Source organism: Bradyrhizobium sp. SZCCT0153, assembly GCF_018129995.1.
Classification (GTDB): domain Bacteria; phylum Pseudomonadota; class Alphaproteobacteria; order Rhizobiales; family Xanthobacteraceae; genus Bradyrhizobium; species Bradyrhizobium japonicum_G.
In genome coordinates, this window is sequence record NZ_JAFCKS010000002.1 from 244,478 (window position 1) to 258,417 (window position 13,940).

Sequence of the window (13,940 nt, forward strand, 5' to 3'; positions counted from 1 at the left end):
CGCACCACCACGTCGTTCTCGACCGCCTCGGCGAAGGCCGCGGGGACGTTGACCACCACATAGCGTCGGACGCGCGGTCTCTGGATTGGGTCGCGACAAGGCCGGAATGGGTTCGCGAAAACCGCGGGCGACGGCGGGAAAAATCGTCAACAAAAAGGGGCGGCATCCGCCCCGGGAAAGACCGCGCGCAAGCGCGCGGGTCCGGATGAGTCCAATCATGTACTCGTCCAATCCGGCCGCGTCCCCGTGACGCGGCGGATTGAACAATCGGCCGAACAGGCGCGAACGCCGATCGGCTCAGGCCTCGTTCGCTGCGATCGATTCCATCAGCGAGACCAGCTGCCGCTGCACCGTCTGGTCCTTGATCTTGCTGTAGGCGCGCAGCAGGCGGAGGCTGAAGGCCGAGTCCAGGAAGAGCAGGCTCTCGACTTCGCGCGCCTTGTTGTCGCCGTCATAGAAGAAGGTCACGGGCACGTCGAGGGAGGTGGCGATCTGCTGAAGCCGAGCCGCGCCGACGCGATTGACGCCCTTCTCGTATTTCTGGACCTGCTGGAAGCTCACGCCGAGCTTCTCGCCGAGCTCGGCCTGCGAGATCTTCATCTCGACGCGCCGCAGACGGATGCGTTTGCCCAGCTCAATGTCGGGCTTGCCGGCACTGCGCTGCTTCATTCTCTTCGCCGCTGTTTTCATTCGTTTTCTCATCGTTCTTCGGTTGAAAATCCCCCGAAGAGCTGGGTCAGGGGTTCGCCCATATACGAGTCCTTGAATTCATGCGGGTGCACGAATTCTTCCTTAAACCACGGGAATCGCGCCGGACTGAAGGCTTCGATCAGCCAGTCAATCATGTGCCGCACTCTCGGAATCCGGCCGCTACCGGGATGGTAGGACAACCAGATATCCAGCGGTCTGTTCAGCTCGACCTCCAGTGGAATCAACTTCCCGCCAAGCGCAATGGCGTAGCTCGGGAATACGCCGATTCCGGCGCCATTCGCGACCGCCCAGTAGTTGGCGCTTGAGACGTTGGTCTTCATGACCAGAAGGTCACGCTCCGGAACGCCGGGGAAGAAGCTCTCGAAAGTTTCCTTGGCGGCGAGCTGGTCGGCGAATTGCAGCACTAGGCGGTGCTTGATCAACTCCATCGCCGTGCGCGGCGCGCCATGTTTCGCAATGTATTTCTCGGAGGCCCAGAACATCAGATGCATGCGGCCGAGCCGCACCAGCTTGACGTCGAGCGCCGAAGGCCGCGCCAAATGGATGGCGACATCGGCCTCGTGGCGGGAGACGTCGGCCGAGCGCATCGCGCAATGCAGATCGACCAGGATTTTCGGATAGGCCTGCTGGAATTCGACCAGCCGCGGGGCGAGCCAGAACGTACCAAGTCCCTCGGTCACGGCGACACGGACCTCGCCAGACAGGGCATTCGCAGTCGAATCGCTGGTGCGCAGCACGTCGAATGCAGCTGCCTCCATCTGCTCGACGGCGGACACCACCAGCGCGCCTTCATCGGTCAGATGGGTGCCGTGCACGTCGCGGGTGAACAGGGTGGTGCCCGTCTGGCGTTCGAAATCATCGATCCGGCGGCGGACGGCATTGATCGACAGCGACAGGCGTTCGGCCGCCGAGCGGAAACTTCCGCATCGGACGACTTCCAGGAAAATGCGGGCCGCATCCCAATCGGAGAGGCCGCTGATGTTTGTTTTTGGGCGTTCCTCCAGTGGAACGCCCCTTTCCGCCAAGGAGTGCATACAAGTCCCTTCGGGTCGCTAAACTGGCAGAATCTTGCGGAAACCACAACCACGGCGGGTTGGGGAATGACGAGTTTTGAACGTCATCCTTACTGTGTCTCAAGTGGTATTCGAGTGCTGCCAAGGGCTGGGAATCGGGCAAGCTATCGTCCGTATGAGGGGTGTGGGCGTGAGTTCCGTTATGAGCCGTAACATGGCTGCGGGATCGTCGGCGCTGTCCGCGATGGACCTCCTTGCGCGAGCACCGGTGTTGCTCTCCGGGATGGATCATTCTCAGCAACCCGGGCGTTCTTTTCCTGGCCGTGTCGATAACAGTGGACGGCGCAACGGGGCGGCGTTCGCCGGAACCGCGTTTTCCACGCGGAAACACATTGAAATCATGTTCAGGGGCGCAATGGCCTCGTGCTATTCTCGATCCCCCAAGGGGGCCAAAGAGGTCGTCACAACCACGTCTCACAGGCCGAATTAACGGAAAGAACGCCGGTGTCGCATTCAGACCAACAATTGCAGTCGGTGCTGGAAACGCTCGTGGAGTGCCGCAGGGTTCTCAATGAGAGCAACAGCCGTGAGTCGGCCGAGCTGCTGTCCATTGTCATCCTCGACGTCAGGATGAAACTCAAAGGAATTGACGGTGCCGATCTCAAGGCATTGTGCGACGAAATGCTGCGGAGCGCCGGAAGCGAACCGCAGCCCCCTTCCAAGCAGACGCAGGACCAGCCCCGGCGTCCGCTGCTCCGCGTGGTGAAGTAGCCGCGCCGCCGAGTCTCGCTTTTTGGCGAGATTTGTGCGCGTCCCGATGCCGCATCTGTGATTGCGGACGGCATCGGGAGGAGCCCTGGTTTTGTGCGCCTCTGTTGCGCATTTTCCGGCATCGGCTACACCTGAGCCGGTTCGGCCCCGGGCCGCGCGCATTCCCCGCGCCGCACCGGGGCCTGAGATGGCTCCGACTGCATCATGCAAAATGTCTCGATCCCGGCGGCGCTGATTGCCGGCCTCGTCAGCTTCCTCTCCCCTTGCGTCCTGCCGCTGGTCCCGCCCTATCTGATCTATCTGACGGGCGCCACGATCGAGCACGTCGAGAGCGACGAGCCGGCATCGGCCTCCAAGCGCGCGATCATGATGTCGGCGCTGCTGTTCGTGCTCGGCTTCTCCACCGTGTTCGTGGCGCTCGGGGCCAGTGCCTCGCTGATCGGCGGGCTGATCCGCGCCTGGTCGGCCGAGCTCTCGATCCTCGCCGGCATCGTCATCATTGTCATGGGCCTGCACTTCCTGGGCTTGACGCGCATCGGGTTCCTGATGCGCGAAGGCCGGCTGCCGATCCCGAAACCCGTCGGGCTCTGGGGCGCCTATATCATGGGGCTCGCCTTCGCCTTCGGCTGGACGCCCTGCATCGGCCCGATCCTTGCGGCAATCCTCTCGGTCGCCGCTGCTGAAGCGACGGTGACGAAGGGCGCGGGCCTGCTCGCGGTCTATTCGGCCGGCCTCGGCATTCCCTTCCTGATCGCAGCCTTGATGATCGAGCAGTTCTCGAAACTGTTCGCGCGCATGAAGGGCCATCTCGTCAATGTCGAACGCGCCATGGGCGTCCTGATGGTCATCACCGGCATCGGCTTCCTCACCGGCGCCGTCTCGAATGTCAGCATCTGGCTGCTCGAGACGTTTCCGGCGTTGCAGACGATCGGCTAAAGCGCGATGAGATTGGGGCGAATCGTCATCGCGCTTTACGTTATTGTTTGAGCATGATCTTTTCGGAAAACCGCTTCGCACTTTTCCGGATCATGCTCTAGGCACTCACCGCGAACCGCGCCAGCGCCTCGCGATCGACCTCGATGCCGAGACCCGGACCGTCCGGCACGCGCACGACGCCCTTCGCGTGCTCGATCGGCTCCTTCAGAATCGCCTGCCGGATCGGATGTTCGGTGCGGTCGAATTCGAGCATCGGCTCGAGCGGTGCCAGCGAGGTCGGCGTGTGCGACGGCAGCACGGCGAGAAGCTGGAGCGAGGCCGCGATCGCAATCCCGGTGCCCCAGACATGTGGATTGTAGCGGATGCCGAACGCCTCGCTCATGTCGGCGATCTTCTTGCATTCGGAGAGGCCGCCGGCTGCGCAGGTGTCGGGCTGGGCGATGTCGAGCGCATGGGAGGCAAACAGGTCGCGGAAGCCGAAGCGCGTGAACTCGCATTCGCCGCCGGCAATGGGAATGGAGAGCGCGGATTTCACCGCGCGATAGCCTGCGACGTCCTCCGGCGGTACCGGCTCCTCGAACCATCCGATATCATAGCGCTCGATCAGTCGGCCGAGCCGGATCGCAGCGATCGCGTCATAGGCGTGGTTCGCATCGACCATCAGCGCGACATCGGGGCCGATCGCCTCGCGCACCGCGCGCGTCACCGCGGCATCGTCCGCGATGCCGAAGCCGACTTTCAGTTTCACGGCGCGGAATCCTTCCGCGGCATAACCCGCCGCCTCCTCCGGCAGATATTTCAGCGGATCGCCCGACTTGCGCCGGTAGAGACCGGTCGCATAAGCCGCAACCTCCTTGCGCGCGGCGCCGCCGAGAAGCTGGTGCGCGGGCACGCCAAAATGCTTGCCCTTGATGTCCCATAACGCGATGTCGATGCCGCTCAGGCCCTGGATCACGACGCCCTTCTGGCCGTGATCGCGCAAACGCGCGTAGACCATCTGCCACAAGACGTCGGTGCGCAGCGGATCCTCACCGGTCAGCCATGGTTCGATGCTGCGGACCACTGCCGCCGTCATGCGTGCCGGGCCGTAACATTCGCCCCAGCCGACGAGACCGTCATCGGTCTCGACCTCGACCAGCATCGCGGTGCGCGTGTCGTACCAGGCGCGCGAATAGGCGAAGGGCTGCGAGAGCTTTGCTTCGAGGATGTGCGTGCGAACGCTCGTGATCTTCATTGCCATTCCCCGTTCACCGCGCCTCGTCCAGCGTGCAGATCACCGTGCAGACCACGCCGCGCGGCAGGAAGTCGACGGTCGCCTCGCCGCCGAGCTGGTCGCGCGCGCTGCGCTCGATCAGGCGCGAGCCGAAGCCGCGCTGCACCGGCGCCGTCACCGGCGGGCCGCCGATCTCGGTCCAGATCAGGCGCAGCCGCGGCTTCGGCGCATCGGCGATGACCTCCCATTCCAGCGTGACACGGCCGGTCTCGTTGGAGAGTGCGCCGTATTTTGCGGCGTTGGTGGCGATCTCGTGCACGATCATCGACAGCACCACGGCGAGCCGCGGCGACAGCGGCGCGGCGGGGCCGTCCATCCGGATGCGTTCGGGATTGTTCAGCAGGAACGGTTGAAGCGCGCGGGCAATCACGTCCTTCAGCTCGGAGCCTGCCCATTTTTCCTGGCTCAGCAGGTTATGCGCCTCGGCGAGGGCGCCGAGCCGGCCCTCGAATTTCGCCCGCTCGTCGCGGCTGGCGCTGCGGAAGGTCTGCACGGCGATCGCCTGCATCAAGGCGAGCGTGTTCTTGACGCGATGGTTGAGCTCGTCGATCAACAGATCGTGCAGCATCTCGCCGCGCGCGATCGTGGTCGCCATCCTGACCGCGAAGGTCAGGCCGGTCAGCAGCAGGATGCCGCCGATCAGGCTGGTGATCGCGATGTTGCGCCAGAGCGGGGCAATCAGCGAGCTCTCGGCGACGCCGGCGGCCACCGTCCAGCCCGTCAGCTGCGAACGGGTGTAGGCGGAGGCGAGCGGAATGCCGTCGAGCGACACGGTCGAAAGCGATGCCTCGTTGCTCCGGAACATCGCCGCGTAGAGCGAGGGGGAAGCCCGCTTGCCGAATGTCTCGCTCGGATTGGGAGTGCGCGCGAACACGATGCCCTTGGTATCGAGCAGCGATACGGTCCAGAGCTGGTCGGGCCGCTGCTTTTCCACCAGATGCTGAAAGATGCCGACCGGCGGGCTGAAGCAGAGGTCGTAGATCACCTCGCCATCGCGGAGCACCGGGACCTCGACCGTGAGCACCTGTCGCCCGTTGATCGCGCCGGTGAACAGGTCGGAATATTGCGGCGACCTGGTCGCAAATACCTTCTCGATGATCTCGATATGATCGCGCGGCGGCAGGCTTGCGGTGTCCTCCGTCGCGGAGGAGAACAGCAGCCGGCCCTTGCGATCGGAGATCAGCACGAGGCCGCCCTTGCCGTACTGGTCGACGAAACCGAGCGCGATGCGGCGGAAGTTCTCGAAGTCGTCGTTGCGCAGCGAATTCGTCAGCGCAAGGACTTGCAAGCCGCCGGTCATCCGCTGCACCTCGGAGTCCAGCACGAGGCGCATGCTGCGCACGTTCTCCAGCACGCGGCGGGTCGCGTCGTTCCGGTCCTGCTTGTAATTGTAGACGGCAATGCCGACCGCGAAGACGATCAGCGGCAACATCGTTCCCGTGACCAGAAGGGCGAGCCGGACCGGCAGGGTGAGCTTTGACAAACGCGGGCGTCCCGGTTCCGGCGCAGGAGAGCGCCGGATTTATGATTTTGGGAGACCATAGGGGCGGGATATGCGCTGCGCCATGATTTTCGCATCTGGGCGAGCCGCCCAGCGGCGGGATATTGCAGCGCAGTTCGGGCGCCTGCGCCTCAGCTCAGCTCATGCTGAGTGCGGTCAGTAGGAGACACATGGCGTAAACGGCCGCCAGGCTGAGCCCGGCGATCCGGGCCTCTCGATGCGATCTCATGCGGTCAACTCCGGGGAAGGCGGCCGCCTTGGAGGTGACCGCCCTCGCGCCTTGATCAATCGATTTCCTGAACGACCGTGCGCGAGCCGGGGTCGACGAGCATCACGCGTTCGCCGGAGTAGACATAGCGATACCTCGTGAGGGACGGACCCCAGTCTGCCGGAACGGCCTCGAGTTCGACATCGCTCGGCACTGTCGCGCCGACGATGATCTTTTGCTTCGTCGTCACCGGACGGAGATGGTGCTCGGTGACATAGGATTTGATCCTGGTCCGGTATTGCGGCTCGATCTGAACCGCTGCCGCGTGACCGGTTCCGGTCGTGGTCACCACGGTGGATTGCGCGAAAGCGCCGGTCGACATCAGGACGACAGCGGCGGATAGCAGGAACAGCTTCTTCATATTCTCCTCCTCATACGGATCAGGCGCCGCATCAACATCTCACCGTGCGCGACGTTCCTGCCCACAGGAACAAATTGCCGATTTTTCCCGTTGGTGAATCGACCGGGCCGGAAAGCCCGGCAACTGGAGGAGGAGAGTATGAAGCTGAAAGTAGCGACCGCAGCGCTGATGCTCGCTGCATTGTCCCTGCCGGCGTTCGCGGCCGACGAGTTCTACGTCGTCCAGGACGTCAAGACGAAGAAGTGCACCATCGTCGACAAGAAGCCGACGGACACGACCACGACCGTCGTCAGCCCCTCGGGCACGATCTACAAGTCGCGCATCGAGGCTGAGAGCGGCATGAAGACCGTCAAGGTCTGCACGTCAAACTGAGGAGGATGACAAATGCCGGTTCTGATTCTGTGGGCCGTGCCGGCCGTGCTGGTGATCGGCGGCGGCATCTATCTGATCGGCCACCTGCACTAAGCCGCAGTGGAAGGCGAGCGGGTCTGTGCGTGCAACGCACAGACCCGCAAGTCTTTCGTATCCCAAGTCGTCCGCCTCTTGCTGAATGGGAGGGCCCCCGTAGCCTGCCGCGCGCCGGCGGGAGCGCGAGTTGCAGTGCAACAGCCCGCGCAGGAGCGGCCCCTGCGACGAAGAGTACCTCCCGCGCGCGCGAAATGACTTCCGTCCCGCCGATGTTTTCCCTACGCTTCCCTTTCGCAAGCCGCATACCGGCTGCGCTCACGGCCCGGCTACAGGGCCGGAGCATCAAAGGGAGGGCAGAGGATGAAGCGAAGATCATTTCTCGCTGGGCTCGGCGCGACCACTGCGACGGCCGTGGTCGGCATGCCGTCGATCGCCAGGGCACAGGCGCCGATCACGCTGAACGGTGCGGTCCAGTTCAACGACGACCACGCCTTCAACCGGGCACTGATCCGGTTCGAAGAGCTGGTCAAGAAGTACTACGGCAAGCCGGTCAACTTCACGCTGCACAAGAACTCCTCGCTCGGCCTCGAGAAGCAGTATTTCGAGTACATGTCGCAGGGCAAGGCGGTCGACTACGGCATCGTCTCGCCGGCCCACATGTCGACCTTCGCCAAGGCGGCCCCGTTCATCGATGCGCCCTTCGTGTTCAAGGGCATCGAGCACATGAACAAGGTCGTCGAAGCCAATATCCTGGCGCCGATCGCCGACGAAGTCGCGGCGAAAGCCGAGGTCGTTCTGATCGGGTATGCCGGTGGTGGCATCCGCAACATCTTCGCCAACAAGCCGCTCAAGAATCTCGCCGATCTCAAGGGCCTCAAGGTTCGCGTGCAGGGCGCGCCGATCTGGTCGAAGACCTTTGCGGCGGTCGGCATGAGCCCGACGGTGATCGCCTATAACGAAATCTACAACGCGATCCAGAACGGCGTGATATCGGCCGGCGAAAACGAGGCGGCAGGCGTCGAGGCGATGAAGTTCTACGAAGTGGCCCCGCATCTCAACCTGACACAGCACGCGGTGTCGATCCGGCCGATCTGCTTCTCGGTGAAGACGCTGAAGACCTTGCCGAAGGATTTGCAGGACGCGATCATGAAGGCCGGCAAGGAGGCCGGCGACTACGGCCGTCAGCTCGAATCGAGCGAAGAGGTCGTCAAGCTCGACACGCTCGAGAAGGCCGGCAAGCTCAAGCGCGTTCCGTTCGAGGAGCGGGACGCCATGAAGAAGCTCGCCGACCCCGTGATGGCCGCCTACGCCAAGGAAATCGGTGCGGAAGGCATTTTCGAGAAGATCAACGTCGCCTGAGGTCGTTGCGTCCGTCGACAACAATCCGGGCAGGCCCCGCTTCCTGCCCGGACGCAGCGGACGAACTGCCGCACGGAGCCCAAATGTCTGAAATGCCCGTCCCGTCCGCACCGCTGTGGCGTCGCGTAACGGCGGCCTATGCGAGATTGCTGGAATTCCTGCTGGCCGCCTGCGTCGGCGTCCTCGTCATTCCGGTCACGCTGCAGATCATCTCACGCTACACGCCGTTCATTCCATCCTACATCTGGACTGAGGAAATGGCGCGGTTCCTGTTCATCTGGACGATCATGATCGGCGCGATGGTCGGTGTGCGGGAAGCGCAGCATTTCGAGGTCGACGTGTGGCCTGACCTGTCGCGGCGTGCGGAGGCCACGGTGCGGATCCTCGCGCGGCTCGGTGTGCTGGCCCTGGCGCTGGTGTTCGTCTCCGCCGGCATCGAGTTCACGCGCTTTGCCTGGAACAGAACTTCGGAACTGGCCGATCTGCCGCTTTGGCTGATCCACGTCGCCTGGCCGGTGACCGGCGCGACGTGGATCGCGTTTGCCGGCGAACAGATCGTCGATGAAATGCGCATTCTGGCTGGGGCGGAGCGATGAGCGGCAATGTGCTTTCCGCCGGACAGGCCGCGATGGTGCTGTTCGGGGTCTTCGTCGGCCTGCTCATCGTGCGTGTGCCGGTCGCCTTCGCGCTCGGCCTTGCCTGCGTGCCGATCCTGCTGATCGAGCCGCATCTGTCGCTGATGACGCTCGCGCAGGAAACCTTCAACGCCTACAATTCATTCATCCTGCTGGCGGTGCCGTTCTTCCTGCTGACGGCGAACCTGATGAGCATCGGCGGCATCACCGACCGGCTGGTGGCGTTGTCGCGCTCGATGGTCGGGCACTGGCCGGGGTCACTGGCGCAGATCAACGTCGTGTTGTCGGTGTTCTTTGCCGGCATCTCCGGCTCCTCCACCGCGGATGCGGCGAGCCAGTCGAAAATCTTCATCGACGCCCAGACCAGGGAGGGCTACGACCTTTCGTTCTCCATCGCCATCACTGCGGTTTCTGCGGTGCTTGCAGTCATCATTCCGCCGTCGATCCTGATGATCGTGTGGGGCGGGCTGATCTCGACCTCGATTGCGGCGATGTATCTGGCCGGCATCGTGCCGGGCCTGCTGATCGCGGGCGCGCAGATGGCGACGGTGCACATCTATGCGGTGCGCCGTGGCTACCCGACCTATCCGAAGACCACCTGGGTCGAGATGCGATGCGCCATCTGGCAGTCGATACCGGCGCTGATGACGCCGTTCATCATCGTTGGCGGCATTCTGCTCGGGTGGTTCACGGCGACCGAGTCCGCCTGCGTCGCGGTGCTCTATTCCGTGGTGCTCTCGGCCTTCTTCTATCGCGAGACGGGTCCACGCGAACTGTACAAGGCCTTGCTAGACACCGGGCGTCTGGCCGGTGTCGCGCTGTTTTGCGTGGGCACGGCCAGCGCGTTCGGCTGGCTGCTCGCCTACTACAAGATTCCGCAGGAGCTTCTGGCCAATGTCTCGACATGGGGGATGGGCACCGTCACGGCCGGCTTCTTCATCGCCTTCTGCTTTCTGGTGGTGGGCTGCTTCCTCGACGCCATCCCTGCGATCATCATCGTCGGCACCGTGCTGGAGCCGCTCGCCAGGTCCGTAGAGCTCCATCCGGTCCAGTTCGCGATCATTTCCATCGTATCGCTGGCCTTCGGACTGGTGACGCCACCCTATGGCTTATGTCTGATGATCGCTTGTTCGATCGCCGGCGTGCGGCTGCGTTACGCGCTGAAGGACACGGTGATCATGCTGATTCCGATGCTGCTCGTGTTGGCGGCAGTCATCATCTGGCCAGGCGTGTCGCTGTTCTTGCCGCGTCTGATCGTGCCGGAGATGCTCAAATGAGGGCGCGATATCGCGATCCCGCGGCCGTCGGCCGCGAGATCGATTCAATTGGTTACAGATTGCTCTCGGTGATCGCGGCGTAGACCATGCTGCGCAGCTCGCGCCGGAGCGGATAGGCGCTCGACGGCAGCACCTGCGTCATGAAGATCGCGATCAGCTCCTCGGCCGGGTCGATCCAGAACGACGTCGTGGCCGCGCCGCCCCAATTGTATTCACCGGGGCTGCCGGCGATCAGCGTCTCCGCCGGGCGCATGGTCACGGCGAAGCCGAGGCCGAAGCCGATGCCGTTATAGGTCGCTTCGGAGAACAGCGAGCGCGATACCTCGGGGAGGAAGCGGCCGCCCGGAATGTGGTTGGTCGTCATCAGCGCCAGCGTCTTCGGCCCGATCAGCCTGACGCCGCCGAGCTCGCCGCCATTGAGCAATGCGCGGCAGAAGGTGAGATAGTCGGCGACCGTCGAGCACAGGCCGCCGCCGCCCGAGATGAAGGAGGGCGGGGAGAGGAACGAGCTCTTGGTGGGATCGTCCTGGAGCGTCAGGCCCTCGCGGCGCTGGCCGGCATGGAAGGTCATGCCACCGCCCGGATCGGCCGAGTAGCAGGCGGCGAAGCGATGGGCTTTCGAGGCCGGCACGTGGAAGTCGGTGTCGGTCATGCCGAGCGGATCGAGGATCCGTGTCTTGAGGAACTGCTCGAAGGGAATACCGGAGATCTTGCCGATGAGGTAGCCGAGCACGTCGGTCGCCACCGAGTAGTTCCAGGCTTCGCCCGGCGAGAACTCCAGCGGGATCTTTGCGAGGCTCTCGATCATGGTCTGGAGGGTGCCTGCCTTCTCGACCTCGCCGATCTTTTCAGTGCGATAGGCGGCATCGACGTTGGAGCGCTGCTGGAAGCCGTAGGTGAGGCCGGAGGTGTGGCGCAGCAGGTCGACGATCAGCATCGGCCGCGCCGGCGGCCGGGTCAGGAAGGCCGGCGCGGTGCCGGCGACGAAAACGCCGAGATCCTTCCATTCCGGAATGTATTTGGCGACGGGCTCGTCGATCGCGACCAGCCCTTGCTCGACCAGCATCATGAAGGCGACGCTGGTGAGCGGCTTGGTCATGGAATAGATGCGGTAGATGGTGTCGTCCTTGACCGGCAGCTTGCGCTCGACGTCGGCAAGGCCCTGCACCGAGCTGTGGGCGATCTTGCCGCGGCGATAGACCAGCAAATGGGTGCCCGGGAAGCGGCCGGCATCGATGTAGCGGCTCTTCAGATGCGCATCGACGCGGTCGAGCGCGGCCTTGGACATGCCCACGGATTCGGGCGAGGCGGGGGTAGGGGCGAGCATCGGTTCCTCCGGGCAGTTTTGTCCGACGTTGATAGCCGAAATGGCGGTCTCATTCCAAGCCGGTCGCGCTTAACGCCGGCCGGCCGGTTGGTGTAGGCTCCAGCCTGGAACGCCTCCAAGCAGCCCCAAAGATCCCCAATGGGGCCAACGAGAAAACGCAGGCAAACGCACCATGACCCAGTTCAACGAGACCGAACTCACCGCAGCAGTGGTCGAAAGCTTCGACAAGACGCCGAACCCGCGCGCAAAATTCCTGCTCCAGGAATTGGTGAAGTCGCTGCACGATTACGTGAGCAAGACCGGTCTCACCTTCGAGGAATGGGAATACGCCATCGATTTCCTGACCCGCACCGGCCAGAAATGCACCGACACCCGCCAGGAGTTCATCCTCTTGTCCGACGTGCTCGGCGTCTCCATGCTGGTCGACGCGGTCAACCACCGTGAGCGCGAGGGCGCCACGCAGACGACGGTGCTCGGCCCGTTCTATGTGGGCGAGCACAAGGTGACGGCCCACGGCACCGACATCTCGCCGAACAACCAGACCGGCGAACGGATGTTCGTGCAGAGCCGCGTCACCGATCTCAAGGGCAAGCCGCTCGCAAATGTCCCCGTCGACGTCTGGCACGCCGACGATGACGGCTTCTACGATTCACAGAAGCCGAACTATGACGCGGTCGGCGCCTCCGCGCGGGCGCGCTTCATCACCGACGGCGACGGCCGTTTCTTCTTCCGCACCATCCTGCCGTGCAGTTACCCGATCCCGACCGACGGTCCGGTCGGCGAGATGATCGTGCAGACCAACCGCCACCCGATGCGCCCGGCGCATGTGCATTTCCTGGTCAATGCCAAGGGCTACGAGCCGCTGATCACCCACGTCTTCATGGACGGCGACAAATATCTGGATTCCGACGTGGTGTTCGGCGTCAAGGACGATCTCGTCGCCAAGGTCGAGCCGCGCAACGATCCGGCGATGCCCGACGGCACCAAGGCGAACGGGCAGTGGCACCTGATGAGCTACGAATTCCATCTCAAGCCGGGCGGCGGCATGGCGCCGAAGCCTCTGGGGGTGAAAAGCGAGGAGCCGGCCTGACGATCAGGCGAGCCGCATGCGCCGCCTCTCATGTGCCGAGATAGGCGGCAAGCTCGTCAGGCGTACCCATTGGAAAGGCTTCCTTCAAAAAGTCGAGGAAGGCGGATACGCGCGCGCTGAGCAATCGCCGCGATGGGTAGAGCGTCCACAACGTGATCTCCGGTCCATCGACGTCACCCCAATGCACCAGCGTGCCGGCGGCGATGTCGTGGCTGACAAGAGAAACCGGCAGACATCCGGCGCCGACCCCGGCCCGGACAGCATCGCGGACCATGACCAGCGATGACAGGCGAAGGACAGGATCGACCGCGATGCGGGATCTTCCGACGGGGCCCGTCACGTCCCAAGCCTTAGTCCGATCGCCTGCCCCGCGAACGACAGCGGGAGCCACGACATTGTCCGTCGGTCGTTCCAGGTCAGGGCTCGCCACGACCACCAGCCGGTCGCGCAGAAAAATCCTTCCGACAAGGCTCTCGTCCGGATCCGGATTGACCCGAATGACGAGGTCATAGGCTTCCTCCACCATGTCTACGGCCCGGTCTTCCGTCGTGATCTCGAGCCGGACCTCGGGGTATCTCAGCGCAAACGCAGCGGCGAGCTTGCCCATCGCGGTCTGGGAGAACAGCAGCGGTGCGCTGATCCGCAAGCTGCCCCGCGGCCTGTTGCCGCCCGAAGCGATCGCGGCTGCCGTCTCGTCGAGCTCGGTGAGCAGTGCGCCCGTCCGCTCGTAGAGGGCGCGTCCTTCCTGGGTGAGTTTCAGGGCGCGCGCGCCGCGCTCGAACAGGCGCAGGTCGAGCGCGGCCTCCAGCTCGGCGACCCGCCGGGACAGGGTGGCTTTCGGGCGCCCGGCGGCCCGTGCGGCCCGTCCGAACCCGCCGTGCCGGGCGACGAGATTGAAATCGGCGAGTGCGAGCAGGTCCATCGTTCCACCAGTGAGACAGTCTGTCTAGATATATCATCTATCGGTTCAAATGTGGATCGCTAGTTTCCCGGATGTCTTCTGACCCCAA

General features: G+C 63.8%; 14 protein-coding genes. 7 read left to right on the forward strand and 7 right to left on the reverse strand.

What is annotated here, in order from left to right:
- Positions 1–297 precede the first annotated feature (297 nt).
- Entirely contained in the window at positions 298–669 is a 372-nt protein-coding gene (locus JQ572_RS09035) for a helix-turn-helix domain-containing protein (RefSeq protein WP_211382658.1), read from the reverse strand.
- A gap of 29 nt (positions 670–698) precedes the next feature.
- Positions 699–1,745, reverse strand: a complete 1,047-nt coding sequence (locus JQ572_RS09040; protein WP_211382659.1) for a LysR family transcriptional regulator — start codon at positions 1,743–1,745, stop codon at positions 699–701.
- Between the two features lie 483 nt (positions 1,746–2,228).
- On the opposite strand from JQ572_RS09040, the gene JQ572_RS09045 reads away from it, so the two are divergent.
- Both JQ572_RS09045 and JQ572_RS09050 read left to right on the forward strand, forming a co-directional pair.
- Positions 2,229–2,495, forward strand: a complete 267-nt coding sequence (locus JQ572_RS09045) for a hypothetical protein (RefSeq protein ID WP_211382660.1) — start codon at positions 2,229–2,231, stop codon at positions 2,493–2,495.
- A gap of 204 nt (positions 2,496–2,699) precedes the next feature.
- On the forward strand, positions 2,700–3,431 hold the full coding sequence (locus JQ572_RS09050; RefSeq protein ID WP_211382661.1) for a cytochrome c biogenesis CcdA family protein: 732 nt from the start codon (positions 2,700–2,702) through the stop codon (positions 3,429–3,431).
- Positions 3,432–3,528: 97 nt separating this feature from the next.
- Here the strand turns inward: JQ572_RS09050 and JQ572_RS09055 are convergent, their stop codons facing one another.
- From JQ572_RS09055 to JQ572_RS09065, 3 genes are all read right to left on the reverse strand, one after another.
- Positions 3,529–4,665 (reverse strand): mandelate racemase/muconate lactonizing enzyme family protein, encoded by a 1,137-nt coding sequence (locus JQ572_RS09055; protein ID WP_211382662.1) that lies wholly within the window; start codon positions 4,663–4,665, stop codon positions 3,529–3,531.
- 13 nt (positions 4,666–4,678) lie between these two features.
- Positions 4,679–6,136 carry a sensor histidine kinase gene (locus tag JQ572_RS09060; RefSeq protein ID WP_211383523.1) on the reverse strand — a complete coding sequence of 486 codons (1,458 nt, stop codon included), beginning with the start codon at positions 6,134–6,136 and terminating at the stop codon, positions 4,679–4,681.
- Positions 6,137–6,489: 353 nt separating this feature from the next.
- On the reverse strand, positions 6,490–6,834 hold the full coding sequence (locus JQ572_RS09065) for a DUF1236 domain-containing protein (protein WP_211382663.1): 345 nt from the start codon (positions 6,832–6,834) through the stop codon (positions 6,490–6,492).
- A 138-nt stretch (positions 6,835–6,972) separates the two neighbouring features.
- On the opposite strand from JQ572_RS09065, the gene JQ572_RS09070 reads away from it, so the two are divergent.
- From JQ572_RS09070 to JQ572_RS09085, 4 genes are all read left to right on the forward strand, one after another.
- Entirely contained in the window at positions 6,973–7,206 is a 234-nt protein-coding gene (locus JQ572_RS09070; protein ID WP_211382664.1) for a hypothetical protein, read from the forward strand.
- A 396-nt stretch (positions 7,207–7,602) separates the two neighbouring features.
- Positions 7,603–8,601 carry a TRAP transporter substrate-binding protein gene (locus tag JQ572_RS09075; protein ID WP_211382665.1) on the forward strand — a complete coding sequence of 333 codons (999 nt, stop codon included), beginning with the start codon at positions 7,603–7,605 and terminating at the stop codon, positions 8,599–8,601.
- A gap of 83 nt (positions 8,602–8,684) precedes the next feature.
- Positions 8,685–9,197 (forward strand): TRAP transporter small permease, encoded by a 513-nt coding sequence (locus JQ572_RS09080; protein ID WP_211382666.1) that lies wholly within the window; start codon positions 8,685–8,687, stop codon positions 9,195–9,197.
- Positions 9,194–10,513: a TRAP transporter large permease gene (locus tag JQ572_RS09085; protein WP_211382667.1), complete on the forward strand. Its 1,320-nt coding sequence runs from the start codon at positions 9,194–9,196 to the stop codon at positions 10,511–10,513. Before JQ572_RS09080 ends, JQ572_RS09085 begins: the two co-directional genes overlap by 4 nt.
- Before the next feature lie 52 nt (positions 10,514–10,565).
- Here the strand turns inward: JQ572_RS09085 and JQ572_RS09090 are convergent, their stop codons facing one another.
- Entirely contained in the window at positions 10,566–11,840 is a 1,275-nt protein-coding gene (locus JQ572_RS09090; protein WP_211382668.1) for a serine hydrolase domain-containing protein, read from the reverse strand.
- Between the two features lie 172 nt (positions 11,841–12,012).
- On the opposite strand from JQ572_RS09090, the gene JQ572_RS09095 reads away from it, so the two are divergent.
- On the forward strand, positions 12,013–12,930 hold the full coding sequence (locus tag JQ572_RS09095) for an intradiol ring-cleavage dioxygenase (protein ID WP_211382669.1): 918 nt from the start codon (positions 12,013–12,015) through the stop codon (positions 12,928–12,930).
- Between the two features lie 28 nt (positions 12,931–12,958).
- On the opposite strand, the gene JQ572_RS09100 is transcribed toward JQ572_RS09095, so the two are convergent.
- On the reverse strand, positions 12,959–13,852 hold the full coding sequence (locus JQ572_RS09100) for a LysR family transcriptional regulator (RefSeq protein WP_211382670.1): 894 nt from the start codon (positions 13,850–13,852) through the stop codon (positions 12,959–12,961).
- Between the last annotated feature and the right edge of the window lie 88 nt (positions 13,853–13,940).